Genomic DNA, 18315 nt, shown 5'->3' with positions numbered 1-18315 from the left:
CGATTGATGTTCGGTTCCTGGTGGAAGCTCGGCATGGACGCGACCCTGCTCGCCATGGAATCGCAGCAGGTCATCGGCCTGCGGCTCGCCAAACTGTCGACCGGCGGGGCCGCCGCCCAGGCCGAGGCCCAGCGCATGATCACCGAGAAGATCATGGCCGCGAACGAGGCGGCCCTCCTGATCGCCACCGGCGGCTCCACCGCCCGGGTCGTGGCCGGCTACCGCCGGAAGGTCCGCGCCAATGCCCGCCGCCTCTCGAAGGGCTGAGCCGGCACGGTTAACCCCCGCTTAACCATCCGGTTTCATCCTCGCCCGGGACGTCGGACCGCACGGACGAGGAGAGACGATGAACGCCTTCGAGCAGCAGGTGCGCGAGCGCGCCTATCACATCTGGGAAGACGAGGGCCGCGTGATCGGCCAGGCCGAAGCGCATTGGCTGCGCGCGGAGAACGACCTCCTGACCCCGTCGCGGACGGGCGTCGAAGTGCTCCAGGCCGCCACCGCGGACGTCACCCTCTCGGCCAGCCCGGCCGTGGTGCTCGCCGAGACCCTGAAGACCAAGCCGAGCCGCAGCCGCAGCGCCAGCGCCAAGGTCGAGACCAAGGCGAAGGCGGATGTCGGCACGAAGGCGGCCAAGGCCGCGGTGACCAAGGCCCCCGTCGCCAAGGCCCCCGTCGCCAAGGCCCCCGTCACCAAGGCTCCTGCCGTCAAGGTCGCGGTTGCCAAGGCCACTGTCGCCAAGGCTACCGTCGCGAAGGCCGCCGTCGCGAAGGCTGCCGCGGCGAAAGCCCCGCGGGCTCCGGCCCGCAGCCGCGCCGCCGAGAGCGTCGCCACCGTTCATTGAGGCGGCGGGCCGGAGCGTTCGGCCCCGGCACCGCACCATTCGAAGCCCGCTTCGCCGAACCGGCGGGGCGGGCTTTCCGCTGTCCGCGGCGGCGGGTCCCGCCAGGGAGGGCCGGAACGAAGGGGAACCTTGACCGTTGTCAGGCCAGATCCTGACCTGCATGCGTGGTCCCCGGGACCGCGCGCTGTTCCCGCCGAGGCCCCCATGAAGACGACGGTTTCCACCCTCCTGGCCCTCAGCCTCGCCGGCCTGCCGATCGGCGCCGTGGCGGCACCGACCGGCCTTCGCGGAGGCCCGGCCGTCATCGACGTCGACACCACCGGCGGCGTGGGCGGACGGGCCCCCTGGAGCCGGTCCTACGAGTACGATTCGGGCGGCGACAATGACCGCCGGCCGGAGCTGCCCTATTATCAGCAGGGTCGGGGCCAGCAGACCGGCGGGCCGGCCCGCAACCTGCTGCCCGACGACGGGCTTCACATCTTCCCGCGCTGATCCCCCGGACGATTCGCGCGTTCGGCACGGAACAGCCCCGATAGCCATCCGTTCGCCCATGGAGCGCCGGCGGTTCGTCCGGCGCGCGACGGGTTCGGGATGACGCGATGACCAAGACCGTGCGGGCGGTGATCTTCGATATCGACGGCACCCTGCTCGACAGCGTCGACCTCCACGCCCAGGCCTGGGTCGACGCCTTCGCGCATTTCGGAGTCACCGTCGGCCACGACGAGGCTCGGAGCCAGATCGGCAAGGGCGGCGACCAGCTTCTGCCCGTCTTCCTCGACGAGGCCCGCATCGCGCGCGAGGGCGAGACCATCGAGGCCTACCGCTCGGACCTGTTCAAGCGCGACTACCTTTCGCAGGTGAAGCCCTTCCCGGGCGTCCGCGCCCTGTTCGAGCACCTGAAGAGCCAGGGCCTGACCGTCGCGCTGGCCTCCTCCGGCAAGGCCGCGGAAGTCGAGCACTACCAGTCGCTGATGAAGGTCGAGGACCTGACGGACGTCGTCGTCACCTCCGACGATGTCGCGCGTTCGAAGCCGTTCCCCGACATCTTCCAGGCCGCCCTGGAAAAGCTCGCGCCGCTCACCGCCGCGCAGGCCGTGGTCGTCGGCGACACCCCCTACGATGCCGAGGCCGCCGGGAAGGCCGGCATCCGGTCCATCGGCGTCCTCTGCGGAGGCTTCCCGGAAGCCGGTCTCAGGGCGGCCGGCTGCCTCGCGATCTACCGGGACCCACAGGATCTCCTCGACGGGTATGCATCCTCCCCGCTGGCGACGTGACGGTGATTCGGGCGGGCGCGGTGGCGTATCGGCCACGCGCGGCGCGGGATCCGGGCCGATCCACACATTTCCCGTTTAATCCCGCTTTGTTCCGCCGCGCAGGGCAGGATTGCATGCCGGCTATGGATAGATGGCAAAAAAACCTGGCGCGGGGTCCGGGTATGGCGTAGCAGCCCGGCCGTGATCGCGCCCGATCACGCCACGGATCCGCGGACCATGCCCCAGCCGGCCCAGACGTACCCGACATCGCATCCGGTCAGCGAGCCCGCTCCCCTCCAGGCGCTCATCAATGCGGCTGTCCAGGACCGGACCACGCCGATCAGCCGGCTCCTCCGCCTGATGGCCGCCCTCGACGCGGACACGAACGACAACGAGAATCTCCGCCACGTCCTGCGTGCCCGGATCGGCGCCCCCCTCAGCGTCTGAGAGACCCTCCGGTCGCGCGCGCGTCGTACAGGCGCCGTAGCACTGCCGGCCGATCGCGGAGAGGCCGAGCCCCCGAAGTCGGACGCCGGGATCACCCGGTGCCGCGCTTCGGTCCGGCAGGAGGCATCCGACCGGCTTCGGAACGGCGTCGAGTCACCCTGTGCCAGTGCCGCCGAGGCCGCCGCGACCCGGATCGCCACGAGCGCCGGCCCGGCTCACCGCATCGCTCTTCGAATCACGATGTCCTAGTCCCGTCAGGGCAGCACCCAGGCGCAGGCGCCCTCGTCCGCGACGGCCAGGCATTCGAAGGGCGCCCCGCCCACCATGGCGCGATGTTCGGCGGCGCCGATGCGCGCGCGCGCGATCCGGCGGCAGCCCGGATGCTGCGGGAGGGCCGCCTCGGCCGCGGCCCGGTCGCCGCGTGCCATCAGCACCCGCAGCTCGACCAGGGTCTGGCAGGCGACGACGTCGGTCGGTTCGGCGGCCTGCGCCCGGACGGCGGAGCCGGGAGCGAACCCGAGCAGGGCGGCCATGAGGCCGAGGCGGAGCGTTCGGGTCATCGGCGGGCTTTCTCGGGCTGCGGGGCTTTCTCGGGTGGAGCGGCCTTGTCGGAGGCCCGCGCCTTGTCGGCCCCGCGCGGCTTCGGCCCCGCCGCGACGGGCGTCGCCGTACCGGCGACGACCCAGTGGCAGATGCTCGTGGTCCGCAGGTTGAGGCAATCGTAGGCGTTGCCGTTCAAGGCCAGATGCTCGGCGATCCCCGCCACCGCGTCGCGCGGGATGGTCGCGCAGCCGAGGTGGTCGGCCTTGTCGTCGGCGAGAAGGCCCGCGGCCACGGCCGCATCGTCCTTGCTCTCGCGCAGCAGGAGCCTGAGATTCGCCAGGGAAGGGCATCCGATCGCCGGAACCGCGGCGGGCGGCGCCGCCGCGGCGGGCGCGGACGCGGCGAGCACCAGGGCGAGCAGGGCGGATCGGAGCATGGGCATCGGATCGAATCTTGGCGGGGCGGCTGTTCGGACGGAAAGTCGAGCATAACGCGCAGGCGCCGAAAGCGTCCCACGACGATCGCGTGTTCAGCCGCCGGGGCGCCGCAGCTTGGCGAAGCGCTTGATCGCGCGGTCGCGGCGCAGGCGGGACAGGCGCTCGATCCAGAAGATGCCGTCGAGCTGGTCGATCTCGTGCTGGAGGCAGGCGGCCCGGAATCCCTCCGCCGCTTCCTCGCGCTCGGCGCCGTCGAGGTCACGATACGTCACCCGGACGCGCACGGCCCGATCGACCACGTCCATGACGCCCGGCATCGACACGCTGCCCTCCTGCTGCGGACCGCGCTCGGGCGAGGCCCAGACGACCTCCGGGTTGACGTAGGCGGTCACCGGCTCGCCGGGCTCCATCCGCAGCAGCACCAGGCGCTGCGCCCGGCCGATATGCGGCAGGGTGAGCCCGAGGGCGGAGACCGCCAGCATCACCGCCTCGAGCTCGCGAGCCGAAGCGCGCAGGGCCTCGTCGAAACGCGCCACGGGCTCGGCCACCAGGCGCAGGCGGGGATCGGGATAGATCAGCAGGGACGAGGCGGACAAGGCAGCGGTTTCCGGTGGGGGAGGGGCGTCACGGTTGCGCGAGGCGGCGTCGGGGCCGGCCTCCTGGCCCGTGGCTTGCGGCGTCCGGGCCGAATGACACAGCCGAACCGGAGACGGAATGGCCGAACCCCCCACCGGGAAACCATCCCCCGCGTCGGCGAGCCGGTTCCTGCGGCTGCGCGATTCCGGCGAGGTCATCCTCGTCGCCCTGACCACGCTTCTCGGCATGCTCTGGGCGATCGTCCTCGTCACGCATTTCAACGGGACGCTGAGCGGCGTCGGCCAGTCGCTCTGGCTGACGCGCTGACGCTCAATATTCCCACTCGGCGCCGACGCCGACCGCTGTGCGGCCGTCGCTGCCGGCCTCGCCCTGGATCTTGACCCGGCGGGTCACGTCGTAATCCACCGTCGCCGCGGTGTCGGCGGGCTTGGCGCCCGCCTTCACGCCGACGCTGAGGCGATCGCTGAGATAGCGCGAGGCGCCGAGCGCCGGCCCGCCGCTGGCGCCGGTCGACACGTCGAGGCTGTCGAGCCCCAGCCCCTTGCGCGCCTGCTCGAACACGTCGACGCCGCCGGCCCCGCCGGAGAACTGCGCCACGGCCTGCGCGAGTTGCAGGGCCTGGAACGGCGACAGGCCGCCGGACGCCTTCTTGAACAGCAGGCGCGACAGCACCTCGTCCTGGGGCAGGCTCGGGTCGGAAGTGAGGAGGAAGCTCGGCTGGTTGGCCGGGCCGGTCACGGCGATCCGGGCGGTGACCTCGGCGGCCTTGGTCTCGGCGACGAAGTCGAGATCGGGGGTGGCGATCTCGCCGCCGAAGGTGAGACGGCCGCGGGTGAAGTCCAGGCGCTGGCCGACGACGCTGAGGCGGCCGCGGCGCATCTCGAAATCGCCGGTGGCCACGGGGTCCCGCGAGGAGCCGGTGAGCCGGAGGGCGCCGCCGAGTTCGGCGTCGATGCCGCGCCCGCGCACGAAGATGCGGTTCGGAGCGTTCACGGCGATGTCGAGCGTCGCGTCGAAGGGCGGGGCGGCCTTGCCCCGCTTGCCCAGGGCCGCGACCTTGGCGCGCCGGTCGGCCCGGGCGGCGAGGCGGGCGCGCACCTCCGGCGGCGTGTTCACCCGGCGGATCTCGGGCAGGGGCTGCACGGTGGCGGGCAGGCGGTCGGGCACCGAGACGTCGACCGAGATCAGGTCGATCCGGCCGGCCACCTTCGGGGTCCGGGCGAGCGGCCCGGTCAGGGCGAGGTTGAGGCTCGCCACCGCGGTCATGAGCGGGCTGGAGACGAGTTCGGCACGCTCGGCCGAGACCCGGAGCGAGCCCGGAAAGCCGGCGGCGGGCTCCAGCGCCACCCGGCCCTCGCCCCGCAGGGTGCCGCCGTTGCGGGTCAGCGCCGTCAGGCGCTCCACCACCAGGGCGTCGCCGCGGCCGGTGACCCGGCCCTCGATGTTGGTGAGGCGGATACCCTGGAGCGGATCGGTGAAGGAGCCGCCCGTCAGCGTCGCGGCGCCCTCGGCGCGGGGGGCGGCCAGCGTGCCGGTCACGCCGGCATCGAGGGCGATCCGTCCGGCGACGCGCTGGCCGCCGACGCTGAGCAGGCTGTTGGCGAGCGCCGCGTCGAGGGTGCCGCGCAGCTTCACGGCGAGCGCCTCGCCGGGGGCCACCGGCAGCGAGCCGGTGATCGTCATCTCGGCCCCCCGCCCGGCGGAGACCCGCCCGTCGATGCCGGCGCGGCCGTCGCTCACCGTTCCGCTCGCCCGCGCGTCGATGGGCGGCAGGCCGGCCTTGCGGGTCTCGGGCGTGACGAGGCGCGCGACCGTGAGCGCGTAGCGCCCCTCGGGGCGGCTGGCGGAGCCGCGCAGGTCCGTCTCGCCGTCGAGGGTGCCGGTCAGGGCGAGACCGGGCGAGGCGATCCGGGCCAGCGCCAGGGGCAGGCTGCGGATGCCGAGCTTGAGGTCGAGGGCCTGGCCGACCCGGCCGGACAGGCTGAGCCGGCCGCTGCCGGCGGCCACCACGAGGTTGTCGATCACGGCCGAGCCGCCGTCGAGGGTGACGCTCGCGGGGCCGGCGAGAGCGAGCCGGTCGCCGCCGCGGGCGGCGGAGAACCGCGCCAGGTCGATGCGGGTGCGCTCGCCGGGCACGAGGCGTGCGGCGCCGTCGAGGTCGAAGCCGCGCGCCTTCGCGGTCAGGGTGATGTCGCTCGCGCTCGGCGCCCCGACCGCCACGAGGCGGATGGTGTCGAGGCTCTGGCCCGCGGCGACGATCCGGTCGGCATTCACCCGGCCGTCGACCACCGGCCGGGCCAGCAGATCGCGCCCGGTGAGATCGGCCTCCAGCCGCGACAGACCGATCTCGCCGAAGCGCAGCGAGGCCCCGTTCCCCTTGATGGCGGCATCCTGGCGTCCGCCGGCCCGCGACAGGGTGACGGCGGCGTCGAGGTTGCCCGCCATCGGCGTCAGAGCGAGCGGCGCGAGGTCGTCGAGATTGCCGGCCGAAAGGGTGAGGGCGCCCTCCGTGAGGAGGGTGCGGGCATCCACCGAGGCACGGCCGTTCAGGGCGACGGAGCCGAGCCGGAAGGCCAGGCGGTCGAGGGTCCAGTCGTCGGGCGTGCGGCGGGCCAGGTGCGCGTCGCCCTGGAGGGCCTTGCCGGCGACGTCGCCGGACAGGCGCAGGGTGCCGTCCAGCGCCCCGGTGAGATCCTTCAGGGCGGCTTCGACCCGCAGGTCCCGGAGCGGCCGGCCGAGGGCGCGCGCCTCGCCCGCCGTCAGTGTGGCGGTGAGGTCGGGCTTCTCCAGGGTGCCGGTCAGCCGTCCGTCGAGGAGGGCGCGCCCGGCGAGCTTCGGGTCGAGGGTGGACAGGTCTTTCAGGTCGACCACGAGCTTGGCGTCGGCCAGGCGCGCGGTGGCGCGGCCCTCGAGACGCCCGACGATCTCGGCCCCCTCGAAGCGGGCGCCCTCGAAGGCGTAGCCGTCATAGACCTGCGAGAGCCGGCCGGTGAAGCGCGGCGCGGCTCCGAGGGTGCGGTCGAGAACCGGAGCCGAGAGGGCGAGGCCGCTGGTGCGCAGGTCGACATCGGCGCTGACCGCCTTGCGGGCCGGGTCGCCGGTCAGGGCCGCGCGCGCGGTCAGGGTGCCGGCGAGGGGTCGTCCGGCGACTTCCGAGAAGGCCGCGAGGTCGGAGAGCGCCGCATCGACCGTGCCCGTGAGGGTGTTCTGGCCGATGCGTCCCGCATAGGCGGCCTTCGCGGTCGGTCCATCGAGGGTCAGCTGGCCGACATCGAGGATGCCGTCGGGCTGCAGGGTGCCGCGGAAGGTGAGCGCGGCCCGCGATCCGATCGCCCGCCGCAGGGCCGGGTCGGCGAGGCGCAGGCCGTCGACCTTCGCGTCGGCGGAGAGCGCGAAGCGGGCGACGGAGGGGTCGGAGCAGGCCGGCAGCATCGACAGGGTCGCGTCGACCCGCTCCAGGGCGGAGCCGCCGGCGCGCAGGCCCGCGGCCTTGAGCACGCCGTTGACGGTGGGCCGCGCCACGGGACCCTTCAGGCTGCCGTCGAAGACCAGGATGTCGAGTTCGGCATCCGCCGCCTTGGTGACGCCGCCCTCGGTGGGCACGGCGCGGGCGGAGACGAGGAAGTCGGCCACCCGGTCGGCGGTGAGCGTCCCCCTGGCTTCCAGGCGCGCCGTGCGCGAGGTCAGTTCCAGGCGGTCGATGCCGAAGGCGCCGCTGTCGGCGAAGCGCAGCCCGCCGTCGAGCTTGGTCGTGCCGGAGAAGATCGCCGCGGCCGGGCCGGGCAGCAGCCCCTCGATCCGCGAGGCGAGGTCGAGGGCGAGGCGCCGCTCGGCGCCGATGCGGGAGATGCGCGCGGTGCCGCGGGCGCCGAGATCCGGCCCGGCATCGAAGTCGAGGCGGGCATTCCAGGCGTCGAGCGTTCCACGCCCGTCGAGGTCGAGGTTGATCGGCGGGGTGCCGGGTAGGTTGGCGGCCTTCGAGAGGAGCCCGCCGGCGGGTTCCACCAGGGTGGTCTTGAGTTCCAGGGTCTCGCCCTTCGGCACGAAGAGCAGCCGCGCGCCGAAGCGCCCCTCGGCGTCGAGGCGGCGCACCGCGACATCGAGGTCGAGGCCTTCGGAGGGCGCGCCGAGCTTGGCCCGGCCTTCGGCGCCGAGGCGGGCCGGTTGTCCGGCCAGCGCCTCGCCGAGGACGAGTTCGGCGAGTTTGAAGGCCTTCACCTCCACCTTCACCGGCAGGTCGGGCAGCAGCGATCCGTCCGGCTCCGGCGTCGCCGAGACGGGGGCGGGGAGGGGGCGGCGCAGGACTTCCAGGCGCCCGACCTCCAGGCTCTCCACCTCCAGGCGGCCCGAGAGCAGGGCGAGGCGGCGCCAGACCAGGCGCGCCTTGTCGAGCTTCAGCCAGACGCCGTTGGCATCGCTGATCGCGACATCCCGGATCGTGGCATCCGAGGACAGGGCGCCGTCGACCGCGCCGATGGCGACCCGCGAACCGGGCGTCGACAGCGCCTTCGACAAAAGCCCGCCCAGCACCGTCTTCTCGCCGTCGTCGGCGCGGGTGAGCGTGGCGGGTGTCGCGGCGAACAGGGACAGGCACAGGACGGCGGCGAGGCGGCGCACACTGCTCCTGGGCGTGAGGAAGGGACCCATCGAAAGACCGGAGCGGGGCAGGTCCTCCCGGAGCCCCAAGTCCTCCCGGAGCCCCACGTCCTCCCGGAGCCGCATCGCGGAGCCCGGGGTCCGGAAACGTAGGTCGTGCCGAACATGACGCGGTCGGCGGCTCTGGATTCCGGGCTCGCCTCCGGCGCCCCGGAATGACGACCCGGTCACGTCTGCGGGTGAGTGCTTCGCGGAAGGCCGCGTCGAAGCCCAAGAAGTGAGTGCGGTCCAGACGCCCATCAGAAGGACTGCCCCAGGCTGATGTACAGGGCCACCGGGCGCTCGTGATTGCCCTTGATGCGGTCCATCGGGAAGGCGACGTCGACGCGGATCGGGCCGATGCCGGTGTAGTAGCGCAGCCCCAGGCCGACCGCGTAGCGGATGCGCTCGTCGAAATCGGGCAGGCTGCCGGCGAAGGCGGTGCCGGCGTCGATGAACGGCACCACGCCGATGGTGTCCGTGACCTTGATGCGCGCCTCCACGGAGGCCTCGAGCAGGCTGCGGCCGCCGATGGGCAGGTTGAAGGGTCCGCGCGGTCCCAGCGTCCGGTAGGGGAAGCCGCGCACCGAGCCGCCGCCGCCGGCGAAGAACCGGATGTTGGCCGGGATGTCCTCGAGGTTCGCGCCCGAGATCGAGCCGAAGCCGATGCGGCCGGCCAGGATGTAGCGGGCCTCGTCGTCGAAGGCGTAGTAGGTCGAGCCCTGCGCCTTGGCGACGAAGATCGACGGGTCGGAACCGAGAAAGCCTGCATAGGGCGTCGCCGACGCGGTGAGGCGGACGCCCTCGGTCGGATCGAGCAGGTTGTCGGTGGAATCGTAGCTCACCGAGAGCGGCACGCCGACGAGGCGGTAATCGACCTTGCCCAGCGCGTCCTGCGAGCGACCCGCCTGCCCGTCGACGCCGATCTGCGCGAAGAAGCTGTCGGAGAACCGGTGGCGCAGGGCCACCGTGCCGCCGGCGGCGTCGCTCACATAGGATTGCTGCGCTTCCCGGCCCGCGAAGACGTTGGCGATGAAGTCGTTGCGAGTGCCCCAGAGGGCCGGCTTGACGAAGGTGGCCGAGAGCCGGCCGCCGAGGCCGTTCGAGTCGATGCCGGCGGCCTTGCGCTGCTTGGCGTAGAGGTCGTTGCCCAGGTAATAGATGTCGGCATCGACCCGGAAGGTCTCGCCGCCGCCGAACAGGTTGCGGTTGGCGTAATAGGCCCGGATGCCCGGCCCATCGACGGTGGAGTAGCGGGCCGCGACGCCGATCAGGTTCTTCTCGCGCTCGGTGACGTCGACGAAGATCGGCAGGTTGCCGGAGGGGTCCAGGGTCTCGCCCTCGCGCACCCGGATCGAGCCCAGCCCCTCGACCTTGGCCACCGAGCGGCGGATGTCGGACACGGCCTTGGGCGAATACGGATCGCCCGGCTCGGCGTAGATGAACGAGCGCACCACCGCCGGGTCGATGTCCTTGGTGCCGCGCACCGCGACCTCCCCGAGGCCGGCGATCGGCCCGGGTTCGATGGTGAAGGTCACGTCCATGACGTGGGCGGCGTCGTCCACCACGGGATCGCGGGCCGCGGCCTTGGCGAAGGGATGGCCCAGCGCCCGGAAGCGGTCGACGATCTTGGCCTCGCGGGCCAGCACCGTGGCCGAGCGGGCCGGCACGTCGTCGCCGGTGCGGGTGAAGCGCTCCGGCAGGACCTCCTCGGGGAAGGGGTTCCCCCGGGTATCCCGGGCGGCGACCGAGCGCAGGGTGTAGAGCGGGCCGGGATCGACCACGACCTTGACCGGGACCAGGGCGCGGGACCGCGACCCCTCGGCCGCGCGGGCGGCCGGGACCACGGTGGATTCACCCGCCAGCACGACGCCGTCGATGCGGATCGTCACCGTGCCCTGGTAGTAGCCATAGCCCGAGAGCACGTCGGCGAGGCGGCGCTGGTCGGCCTCCGCCCGGCGGACCAGGCCCTCGCCATCCGGCGGCGCCTCCTGGCGCAGGCGATACAGGGTCGAGGTGTCCTGGAGCGCGCGCAGGACGTCGTCGTCATCGATGCCGGAGAACTTGACCGTGTAGGGCAGAGCGCCCGCGCTCGGGGCCGGCGGCTCCTCCTCGGAGCCGAACAGGCCGAACAGGTCGAAGGCCGAAGCCGGCCCGGTGGCCGGCCCGCCCGCGGCCAGGCCGAGCGCGAGCGTCCACGCGGCGCCCGCACGCCTCCAGACCGACGCGCGACGAATCCGCCCCCGAATTCGCGTCACGAATGGCCGATCCCGCAGGCCCGGCGCAGCTGCGCCGCCGGCCCTGGTCGCTGCGTCGCAGGCCCCGCCATCCGATCCCCTCCCGGGCCGCGGCCTCGCCGGCGGTCCCGTATCCCCATCACGTGTCCGGGTCCTTCGGACCCCCGTCTCTTGCACGGGAGAGTACCGGTCCGGCCCCGTTGCAGCAACCACGGCGCGCTGCGTCACCCCCAGGCGCAACGCCGGTTGCGCGCTTCGCCGCAGGGTCGGGCAGTCGCGCGCGCTTTCGTCGGCCGGCTCGGGAACCCGGCTTTGCCTGGCGCCTTGTCCCTGCGTCGCAGGCTTCCTCATTTCGTGACCATCGTTCCATGGCCGGATTTTACCGGGTCGCACGCCCGCCATTGCGTCAGGACTGCCCGACAGGCCTGTCCGCGGGTGCCGCTTCGATCTCATCCCATTCGACGACCCTGCGCGTCGGGCGCCCGCGCGACCAGATGCGGGCGCCGGGCAGCCGATGGACGGCGATTCAACGCTTCGGGAGAACAGCACCATGAGCACGGGCACCGTGAAATGGTTCAACGAGACCAAGGGTTACGGCTTCATCCAGCCGGATGACGGCGGCAAGGACGTGTTCGTCCACATCTCCGCCGTCGAGCGCGCCGGCATGCGCAACCTGATCGAGGGCCAGAAGGTCTCCTACGAGATCGAGAGCGATCGGCGCACGGGCAAGCAGTCGGCCGGCAACCTCCAGGCCGCCTGATCCGGACATCCGGCGACCGGCATCGCCGGAAGGCTCAGGCTTCGTTTCGACACCCTGTCGGAAGCCGCTCGCCGAGAGGCGGCTTCTGTTGATTCTCGTCCGGCAGTCAGGCATCTGGCCGCTGCGATGCACGACTCTCCGAAAACCTGATTCCTCCCACGGCCCCATGCCGCGCGTGCTCGACGCCGGATGCGGGCGACACACCACATGAGAAAGGTCAGATGGGCGCCTTCGACTACAGGAATTTCGACGACCGCCGGAAGAACTCCCTCAGCGCCAAGCAGATGCTGCTGGAAAAATTCAAGGCCCGTCCTCCGGCCGATGATCCGGAGATGATCGCCAAGGCGCAGGCCCGCGCCGAGATCGCCCGCGCGCGCGACGAGCGCACCCGCGAGCGCGAGGCGGCCCGGATCGCCGCCGAGAAGGCCGCGGCGGAAGCGAAGCGCGCCCGCGAGGAGGCCGAGCTCGCCGCGCAGATCGCGCGCGAGGAGGCCGAGGCCCTGGCCGCGGCCGAGGCGAAGGCCGCCGAGCTTATCGCCAGGAAGGAGGCCCGCGACGCTCGCTACGCGGCGCGCAAGGCCAAGGCCCGCCGCTAGGTTTCAGCCTGCCGCTCGGTTTCGGCCCGCCGCTCGGTTTCACGATGCGTCGCCGACCCTCGGCGGCGCCACGTCTCGAGCCAAATCCGGACATGAACAAAGGGCCGACGCGCTGCGTCGGCCCTTTCACTTCGGACGGTCGAAGGAGGCGGGACGCGCCCTCAGGCCTCGGTGCGGCCCTCGGACTCGTGGTTCTCCTGCTCGCCGTCCTCGGTCTCGGTCTCGGCGGTCTCGTGAGCCTCGGTCTGGGCCTCGGCCGGCTCGGCGGTCTCGCCCTCGGGGCGCGGTCCGGCCTTGAAGGTGCGACGCGGCGCGTTCGCGCGCTTCATCTGCACCGGCTTCTCAATGGCACCGAGGCGCTCGGACAGGAGCTTCGCGCGCTCGTTGAAGTCATTGGTCGAGCGCGACTGGGACGCACCGCTCTTGAACGCATTTGCCACTTGGGCCTCATGGAGTTGCCCAGGACACGGGGTCGTGCGGGGTTGCGATCTTCTAGCATGCCCGGCGCTCCGCGTCGGCTTTTATCTTCGGGACCCGCCCCGGCACGCCAGGAGGATGCCCCGTCGCTTCAAAATCGCGCCGTGAGGAACAGCCGCACGTTCCGGCCGGGCAGCAGGATCTCGTCCTTCTTGAACGAGGCCGAGTTGCGGATGCGGTCGTCGAGCAGGTTGCGGCCCTGGAGGCCGAGGGTGACCTCGCTCATGCCGTAGACGGTCGGATCGAGGGGCCTTGTGTAGCTCACCTCCGCGCGCAGGTCGTCGAAGCCGGGCGTCACGGTCTCGATCGGGGCGACCTCGGTATGCGCGAAGGCGTGGAGCAGGTTGACCCGGGCGTACCAGCCGTCGGCGCGCACGAAGACGCCGCCGCCCAGGCGGTGGGGCGGGATGCGGGGCACGAAGGTGCCGTCGTCGAACTGGGCGCGCACGAAATCATACTGCGCGTCGAGCCCGGCGAAGCCGTTGCCCACCGGGATCAGGTCGAGCTGCGCCCCGATCTCGGCTCCGTAGAAGGTCGCATTGCGTTGGGAATAGACGATCTGCTGCAATTCGTCGTCGCTGCCGCAGGAGGCGAAGTCGTCGCCGCAGCGGATGCCGGTGTCGCGCTTGTAGATGAACCCCGTATAGCGGGTGTAATAGCCCGTCGCGTCGAGGCGCAGCGGCCCCTCCGCGCGCCGAATGCTGGCTTCGACGGTGCGGGCGCGCTCCTTCTTCAGCCGGGCATCGCCGATCTCGAAGGTCTCCGTCGCGTCGTGCGCGCCGCGCGAGTAGAGCTCGAAGGCGGTGGGCGCCCGCTCGACGAAGGAGCCGTTCAGGCTCGCGACGAAACCGTAGGGCAGGTCCTGCAGGGCGCCGAAGCTCGCGCTCTTCGGGGCGAACCGGCGACGGCGGCCGAAGGCCAGGGGCTCCTCGCCCTCCACGGGCAGGAAGTCGCCCGGAAAGGCCGTGGCGGTGCCGGTGGAGCGGTCGCCCTCGATCCGCCCGGCCGCCTGCAGGCGCAGACCGCCGGCGAGGGCCAGTTCCTCGAAGAGGTAGACGGCGTTGCTGCGCGAATCCGTCGGTGCCAGCAGGCCGCCGGCCTCGCCGGCGGTGCCGAGGGTGCGTCGCCCGGCCTGGAGGCCGAGGGCGCCGGTGAGCGTGCCGAAGGGGAGGGCGACGGGAACGTGCTGGAGTTCGATGCGCCCTTCCGCCTCGCGGTTCTTGAAGGTGGCGCGGATGCCGTCGACCCCGTCCTCGCCGAGGCCGGTCTCGTCGTGGCGGTAGACCGAGCCGCCGAGCCAGAAGCGCACGGCCGCGATCGGCCCGTCGAGGGGGCGGTACTCGCCCCGGGCCAGCAGCCGGTCCTGGCGCGGATCGAGGCGGGTCCGGCTCTCGGCGGCCGCGGCGCCGGGAATCTGGTAGAGGGCGTCGTAGTGGCTGTAGGACAGGCCGACGAAGCCGCGGTCGCCGATGAACGACATGCCGACCGCGCCGCCCTGGCTCTCATTAGCGGAGTTGCGCTGGATGCCGCCCGGAACGGCATAGCTGTCGGCCGCGGTCCGGAAGCCGTCGGCATGGACCGCGACGTTGCCCGAGCCGCCATCCACCGTCACGGCGGCGAGGCGGCCGTTGTCGACCGAGGAGAACCCGGTGGTCGCCGATCCGGAGACCCCGTTGGCGGGAATGAAGGTCGGCACCCGGTTGTTCTCGGCGCTGACCACGCCGCCGATCGCCTGCGAGCCGAAGCGGAGCGAGGCCGGCCCCCGGATCACCTCGATGCGATTGGCCACCAGCGGGTTGATCGGGACGCCATGGTCCTCGCCGAGTTCCGAGACGTCCTGGATACCGACGCCGTTCTCCTGGATGCGGACCCGATTGTTGTCGAGGCCGCGGATGATCGGCCGGCTCGCCGCGCCCGGCGCGTAGGTCGAAGCCGAGATGCCGGGCCGGTCGGAAAGGGCGTCCCCGAGGGTGCGCGGCTGGTCGCGGGCGATCTGCTCGGCCGTCACCACCGTCACGGGCGAGAAGGTGTTGGTCACCACCGGCAGCACGCCGATGGCCGGCGCGGAGGCCGGCGCGAAGCCCCGCGTCGACACGATCGGGCTCGGCGAGGTCACGCTGAGTTCCTCCAGGGTCGCCTGCGCCTGCTGGGCGCTCGCCGGGCTCGCGCCGAACCCCGTTCCCGCCAGGACCGCCCCGGCCCATACCATCCGCGATCGCCGCACCCGCCCACCTCGTCAAAAAATGTTATAATGTTTCATGTTGCAGATGTTATAGTATGACAAGAGCGGACACGGAGGCGGACGAGCTTCGCCGTGGGGTGTGGCTCGCGCACATCACCGCTACGCCCGAGGGCGTTCCGCTCGCGCAACCGCGCGAGGAAAGGCGACCGCGCGAGGAGAGGCGACCGCGCGAGGAGACGACGGCCCTCGCCATCGGCCGCGTCCCGACACCGCGCCGCGCGCGGCGGAACCCGCGACCGCCCCGGCCGATTGCGCAAGCATGTCCGACCTTCCCCATCACGACCGGCCGAGCGCCGATGCCCGGCGCGCCGCCGGCGGCCTGCGGGTCACCGTGGACCTGAACCTGTGTCAGGCCTACGCGCAGTGCTGCTACGCGGCCCCCGACCACTTCGTCTTGAAGGGCCGCGAGGCCCTGCACTACGACCCCGCCCCGTCGCCGACCGCCCGCGAGGCCATCGAGCGCGCCCGGATCGCTTGCCCGGTCCAGGCCATCCGCGTCGAGGATGCCGGGGCGGTGCGCCGATGAGCGACGCGCAGACGCGCATCGTCGTGGTCGGGGCCTCCCTCGCCGGCCTGCGCGGCGCCGAGAGCCTGCGGCAGTCGGGGTTCGGCGGCCCGCTGACGATCATCGGGGCCGAGCCGCACAGGCCCTACGACCGGCCGCCGCTCTCGAAAGCGGTGCTCACCGGCGAGGTGCCGGCCGATGCCACGGCCCTGCCGAACCTCGTGACCCTCGATGCCGACTGGCGCTTCGGCGATCCGGCGACGGCCCTGGACCGGAGCCGGCGGACCGTGACCCTCGCCAGCGGCGAGGCGGTGCCCTACGACCGGCTCCTCATCGCCACCGGGGCCTCCGCCCGCCCGTGGCCGGAGGCGTCGCAGGCCGGCCTGTCGGGGGTTCACACCCTTCGCGGGCGCGACGACGCCGAGGCTCTGCGGCGCGACCTCGCGGCGCGCCCGGACCACGTCGTCATCATCGGCGGCGGCTTCATCGGCTGCGAGGTCGCCGCCGCCTGCCGGAGCCTCGACCTCTGCGTGACCCTGGTCGAGACCGGCCCGACCCTGCTGGCGAAGGTGCTCGGGCAGCACCTCGGCTCCGTGGTCGAGGCCCTGCATGGCAGCCTCGGCACCACGATCCGCAGCGGCGTGAAGGTCGCGGCCCTGGAGGATGACGGCACCGGACGCGTCGTCCGGGTGCGGCTCGCCGATGGCACCAGGCTGCCGGCCGACGTGGTGGTCGTGGCCCTCGGCGCCGTGCGCAACACCGGCTGGCTCGCCGGCTCGGGCCTCGCCTTCGACTCAGGCGGCATCGACTGCGACGCGCGGGGCCACGTCCTCGACGATTCCGAGCGGCCCGACACCCGGATCGCCGCGGCCGGCGACGTCGCGCGCTTTCCGCACCCGCTCTTTCCCGGCCACCGCATCGCCCTGGAGCACTGGGGCCATGCCGTCGCGCAAGGCCGGCATGCCGGACGGCTGCTCGCCGGCCTCGCGCCCGAGCCCTATGCCGAGGTGCCGGCCTTCTGGTCGAGCCAGGGCGGCATCACCATCAAGTCGGCGGGCCTGACGGACGGGGCCGACGGCGTCGTCATCGCCCGGGGCAGCCTGAAGGAGGGCCGCTTCCTGGCGGTCTACGGACGGGAAGGACGCTGCATCGCCGCCGTGGCCCTCGACTGCGCCCGCTGGCTCCCGACCTATGCCGAGCACGTCGCGGCGGGGGCGCCGTTCCCGCCGGTGCCCGGCGGCGTCGATGCCGGCCCCTTTACCGTGCTGCCGCCGGCCTTTCCCGAACCGGCCGACGAGGACAAGGCATGACCGACCCCACCCTGTTCGCCCAGATCAAGGACGAGGCCGCCCGGCCGGACCCGTACCCGCTCTTCGCGCGCCTGCGCGAATGCCCCGTCTCGCGCCAGGAGGACGGCACCTACGTGGCCGCCTCCCACGCGGCGATCGCGAGCCTGCTGCACGATCCGCGGGTGAGTTCGGAGACCCTGCCGCCCGCCGACCGGCCCAAGACGGGCAACCCCTTCAAGGACTGGCTGGTCAAGCCGGTGCGCGACCACATCACCGATACCCACCGGCCCTTCATCTTCCGCGATCCGCCCGACCACGATTGCCTGCGCGCGGCGGTGATGCAGCAATTCACGCCGCAGCGGGTCCAGGCCCTGCGGGCGCGCTCGCACATCCTCGTCGACGAGATCCTCGACAAGCTCGGCGACGCGAAATCCATCGACATCGTCGACGACCTCGCCTACCCGCTCCCCGTGACGGTGATCTGCGAGCTCCTGGGAATTCCGCCGGCGGACGAGGCGCAGTTCCATGGCTGGGCGACGCAGCTCGCCACCGCCCTGGAGCCCGACACCCTGCAGGACGAGGAGCTGCGGGCCGAGAACAGCCGCACCTTCGATGCCATCTCCGCCTACATGCAGGGCCTGATCGCGGAGAAGCGGAAGGACCCGCAGGACGACATGCTCTCCGGGCTGGCGACGCAGGGCGTCGACGGCCGCCCGCGGATGAGCGACTTCGACCTCGTCGCCACCGCCATCCTGCTGCTGGTGGCCGGGCACGAGACCACGGTGAACCTGATCACCAACGGCATGCTGACCCTGCTGCGCCACCCGGAGGAACTGCGCCGCCTGCGCGAGGACCCGAGCCGGGCGCCCCGCGTGGTGGAGGAGCTGCTGCGCTACGAGCCCCCCGTCCAGTTCCGCACGCGGAAGACCCTGTGCCCGATCACGCAGAACGGGGTGACGATCCCGGAGGGCGCACCGCTGGTGCTGCTGCTGGCCTCCGGCAATCGCGACCCGGAGGTCTACGCCGAGCCCGACCGCTTCGACCCCGACCGCACCGACAACCGCCACCTCGCCTTCGGCGGCAGCCTGCATTACTGCGTCGGCGCTCCCCTGGCGCGCTTCGAGGTCGAGGCCGCCCTGGTGGCCCTCGCCCGCCGCCTGAAGAACCCGCGCCTCGCCGTCGACCCGCCGCCCTATCGCCCGGGCTCGGCCCTGCGCGGGCCGAAGCACCTGCGGCTGGCCATCGACGGGATCGCGCCCTAGGCGCCGGGCGGAAGGCCGAGCCTCACGGGACCGCCATGCGGCGCCTGCCGCCGTCCCGGTTCGGCCCCTCCGGCGGTCGCCCCGCACCGTGAGGCACGAACGCCACACCGGACGGCAAATCTCCGACCGTCCCGGCAAATCCCGCACAGGCTGCAGTCGGTGCCTTGCCGCCAGCGCAATTGCCGGTGACG

Annotated in this window: 18 protein-coding genes; 11 read left to right on the top strand and 7 right to left on the bottom strand. The window is 72.6% G+C overall.

Annotated elements, in window-relative coordinates; genetic code table 11:
• The first annotated feature begins 6 nt into the window (after positions 1-6).
• The 5 genes from ACLBWX_RS03345 (at position 7) to ACLBWX_RS03325 (ending at position 2544) form a co-directional block, all read left to right on the top strand.
• Entirely contained in the window at positions 7-267 is a 261-nt protein-coding gene (locus ACLBWX_RS03345) for a hypothetical protein (protein WP_056475034.1), read from the top strand.
• 79 nt (positions 268-346) lie between these two features.
• Positions 347-844, top strand: coding sequence for a DUF2934 domain-containing protein (locus tag ACLBWX_RS03340; RefSeq protein WP_447675662.1), 498 nt, complete (start codon positions 347-349; stop codon positions 842-844).
• Positions 845-1048: 204 nt separating this feature from the next.
• A complete protein-coding gene (locus tag ACLBWX_RS03335) occupies positions 1049-1336 on the top strand; it encodes a hypothetical protein (protein ID WP_447675661.1) in 288 nt (95 codons plus the stop codon).
• Between the two features lie 107 nt (positions 1337-1443).
• A complete protein-coding gene (locus ACLBWX_RS03330; protein ID WP_447675660.1) occupies positions 1444-2118 on the top strand; it encodes an HAD family hydrolase in 675 nt (224 codons plus the stop codon).
• Between the two features lie 216 nt (positions 2119-2334).
• Positions 2335-2544, top strand: coding sequence for a hypothetical protein (locus tag ACLBWX_RS03325; RefSeq protein WP_447675659.1), 210 nt, complete (start codon positions 2335-2337; stop codon positions 2542-2544).
• A gap of 254 nt (positions 2545-2798) precedes the next feature.
• Here ACLBWX_RS03325 and ACLBWX_RS03320 read toward each other — a convergent pair whose 3' ends face one another.
• From ACLBWX_RS03320 to ACLBWX_RS03310, 3 genes are all read right to left on the bottom strand, one after another.
• Positions 2799-3104 carry a hypothetical protein gene (locus tag ACLBWX_RS03320; RefSeq protein ID WP_447675658.1) on the bottom strand — a complete coding sequence of 102 codons (306 nt, stop codon included), beginning with the start codon at positions 3102-3104 and terminating at the stop codon, positions 2799-2801.
• Positions 3101-3523: a hypothetical protein gene (locus ACLBWX_RS03315; RefSeq protein ID WP_447675657.1), complete on the bottom strand. Its 423-nt coding sequence runs from the start codon at positions 3521-3523 to the stop codon at positions 3101-3103. The genes ACLBWX_RS03320 and ACLBWX_RS03315 overlap by 4 nt, the downstream gene beginning before the upstream one ends.
• A gap of 93 nt (positions 3524-3616) precedes the next feature.
• Entirely contained in the window at positions 3617-4120 is a 504-nt protein-coding gene (locus tag ACLBWX_RS03310; protein ID WP_447675656.1) for a peptide deformylase, read from the bottom strand.
• Positions 4121-4238: 118 nt separating this feature from the next.
• Between ACLBWX_RS03310 and ACLBWX_RS03305 the strand changes: the two genes are divergently transcribed.
• Positions 4239-4427: a hypothetical protein gene (locus tag ACLBWX_RS03305; protein WP_447675655.1), complete on the top strand. Its 189-nt coding sequence runs from the start codon at positions 4239-4241 to the stop codon at positions 4425-4427.
• A gap of 3 nt (positions 4428-4430) precedes the next feature.
• On the opposite strand, the gene ACLBWX_RS03300 is transcribed toward ACLBWX_RS03305, so the two are convergent.
• Together ACLBWX_RS03300 and ACLBWX_RS03295 are read right to left on the bottom strand one after the other, a co-directional pair.
• On the bottom strand, positions 4431-8768 hold the full coding sequence (locus tag ACLBWX_RS03300) for a translocation/assembly module TamB domain-containing protein (RefSeq protein ID WP_447675776.1): 4338 nt from the start codon (positions 8766-8768) through the stop codon (positions 4431-4433).
• A 248-nt stretch (positions 8769-9016) separates the two neighbouring features.
• Positions 9017-10936: an autotransporter assembly complex protein TamA gene (locus tag ACLBWX_RS03295; RefSeq protein WP_447675775.1), complete on the bottom strand. Its 1920-nt coding sequence runs from the start codon at positions 10934-10936 to the stop codon at positions 9017-9019.
• 607 nt (positions 10937-11543) lie between these two features.
• On the opposite strand from ACLBWX_RS03295, the gene ACLBWX_RS03290 reads away from it, so the two are divergent.
• Together ACLBWX_RS03290 and ACLBWX_RS03285 are read left to right on the top strand one after the other, a co-directional pair.
• Positions 11544-11753 (top strand): cold-shock protein, encoded by a 210-nt coding sequence (locus tag ACLBWX_RS03290; RefSeq protein WP_056180426.1) that lies wholly within the window; start codon positions 11544-11546, stop codon positions 11751-11753.
• Between the two features lie 221 nt (positions 11754-11974).
• Complete coding sequence (locus tag ACLBWX_RS03285) at positions 11975-12349, top strand: DUF6481 family protein (protein ID WP_447675654.1); 375 nt, start codon at positions 11975-11977, stop codon at positions 12347-12349.
• Positions 12350-12510: 161 nt separating this feature from the next.
• Here the strand turns inward: ACLBWX_RS03285 and ACLBWX_RS03280 are convergent, their stop codons facing one another.
• On the bottom strand, positions 12511-12789 hold the full coding sequence (locus tag ACLBWX_RS03280) for a hypothetical protein (protein WP_447675653.1): 279 nt from the start codon (positions 12787-12789) through the stop codon (positions 12511-12513).
• Positions 12790-12917: 128 nt separating this feature from the next.
• Positions 12918-15035: a TonB-dependent receptor gene (locus ACLBWX_RS03275; protein WP_447675652.1), complete on the bottom strand. Its 2118-nt coding sequence runs from the start codon at positions 15033-15035 to the stop codon at positions 12918-12920.
• 292 nt (positions 15036-15327) lie between these two features.
• Between ACLBWX_RS03275 and ACLBWX_RS03270 the strand changes: the two genes are divergently transcribed.
• The 3 genes from ACLBWX_RS03270 to ACLBWX_RS03260 are packed head-to-tail and all read left to right on the top strand — an operon-like array spanning position 15328 to position 18124.
• Complete coding sequence (locus tag ACLBWX_RS03270) at positions 15328-15594, top strand: ferredoxin (protein ID WP_447675651.1); 267 nt, start codon at positions 15328-15330, stop codon at positions 15592-15594.
• Positions 15591-16883, top strand: a complete 1293-nt coding sequence (locus tag ACLBWX_RS03265) for an NAD(P)/FAD-dependent oxidoreductase (protein WP_447675650.1) — start codon at positions 15591-15593, stop codon at positions 16881-16883. The genes ACLBWX_RS03270 and ACLBWX_RS03265 overlap by 4 nt, the downstream gene beginning before the upstream one ends.
• Positions 16880-18124, top strand: a complete 1245-nt coding sequence (locus tag ACLBWX_RS03260) for a cytochrome P450 (RefSeq protein WP_447675649.1) — start codon at positions 16880-16882, stop codon at positions 18122-18124. Before ACLBWX_RS03265 ends, ACLBWX_RS03260 begins: the two co-directional genes overlap by 4 nt.
• Positions 18125-18315: the final 191 nt, after the last annotated feature.

The organism is Methylobacterium sp. M6A4_1b (genome assembly GCF_053345175.1).
This window is presented reverse-complemented; position numbering and strand designations above follow the sequence as displayed.

Coding starts and splice junctions, on each gene's coding strand:
- ACLBWX_RS03285 (WP_447675654.1), top strand. CDS start 11,975: ATGGGCGCCTTCGACTACAGGAATTTCGACGACCGCCGGAAGAACTCC.
- ACLBWX_RS03345 (WP_056475034.1), top strand. CDS start 7: ATGTTCGGTTCCTGGTGGAAGCTCGGCATGGACGCGACCCTGCTCGCC.
- ACLBWX_RS03275 (WP_447675652.1), bottom strand. CDS start 15,035: ATGGTATGGGCCGGGGCGGTCCTGGCGGGAACGGGGTTCGGCGCGAGC.
- ACLBWX_RS03260 (WP_447675649.1), top strand. CDS start 16,880: ATGACCGACCCCACCCTGTTCGCCCAGATCAAGGACGAGGCCGCCCGG.
- ACLBWX_RS03270 (WP_447675651.1), top strand. CDS start 15,328: ATGTCCGACCTTCCCCATCACGACCGGCCGAGCGCCGATGCCCGGCGC.
- ACLBWX_RS03330 (WP_447675660.1), top strand. CDS start 1,444: ATGACCAAGACCGTGCGGGCGGTGATCTTCGATATCGACGGCACCCTG.
- ACLBWX_RS03300 (WP_447675776.1), bottom strand. CDS start 8,768: ATGGGTCCCTTCCTCACGCCCAGGAGCAGTGTGCGCCGCCTCGCCGCC.
- ACLBWX_RS03340 (WP_447675662.1), top strand. CDS start 347: ATGAACGCCTTCGAGCAGCAGGTGCGCGAGCGCGCCTATCACATCTGG.
- ACLBWX_RS03315 (WP_447675657.1), bottom strand. CDS start 3,523: ATGCTCCGATCCGCCCTGCTCGCCCTGGTGCTCGCCGCGTCCGCGCCC.
- ACLBWX_RS03335 (WP_447675661.1), top strand. CDS start 1,049: ATGAAGACGACGGTTTCCACCCTCCTGGCCCTCAGCCTCGCCGGCCTG.
- ACLBWX_RS03320 (WP_447675658.1), bottom strand. CDS start 3,104: ATGACCCGAACGCTCCGCCTCGGCCTCATGGCCGCCCTGCTCGGGTTC.
- ACLBWX_RS03265 (WP_447675650.1), top strand. CDS start 15,591: ATGAGCGACGCGCAGACGCGCATCGTCGTGGTCGGGGCCTCCCTCGCC.
- ACLBWX_RS03305 (WP_447675655.1), top strand. CDS start 4,239: ATGGCCGAACCCCCCACCGGGAAACCATCCCCCGCGTCGGCGAGCCGG.
- ACLBWX_RS03290 (WP_056180426.1), top strand. CDS start 11,544: ATGAGCACGGGCACCGTGAAATGGTTCAACGAGACCAAGGGTTACGGC.
- ACLBWX_RS03325 (WP_447675659.1), top strand. CDS start 2,335: ATGCCCCAGCCGGCCCAGACGTACCCGACATCGCATCCGGTCAGCGAG.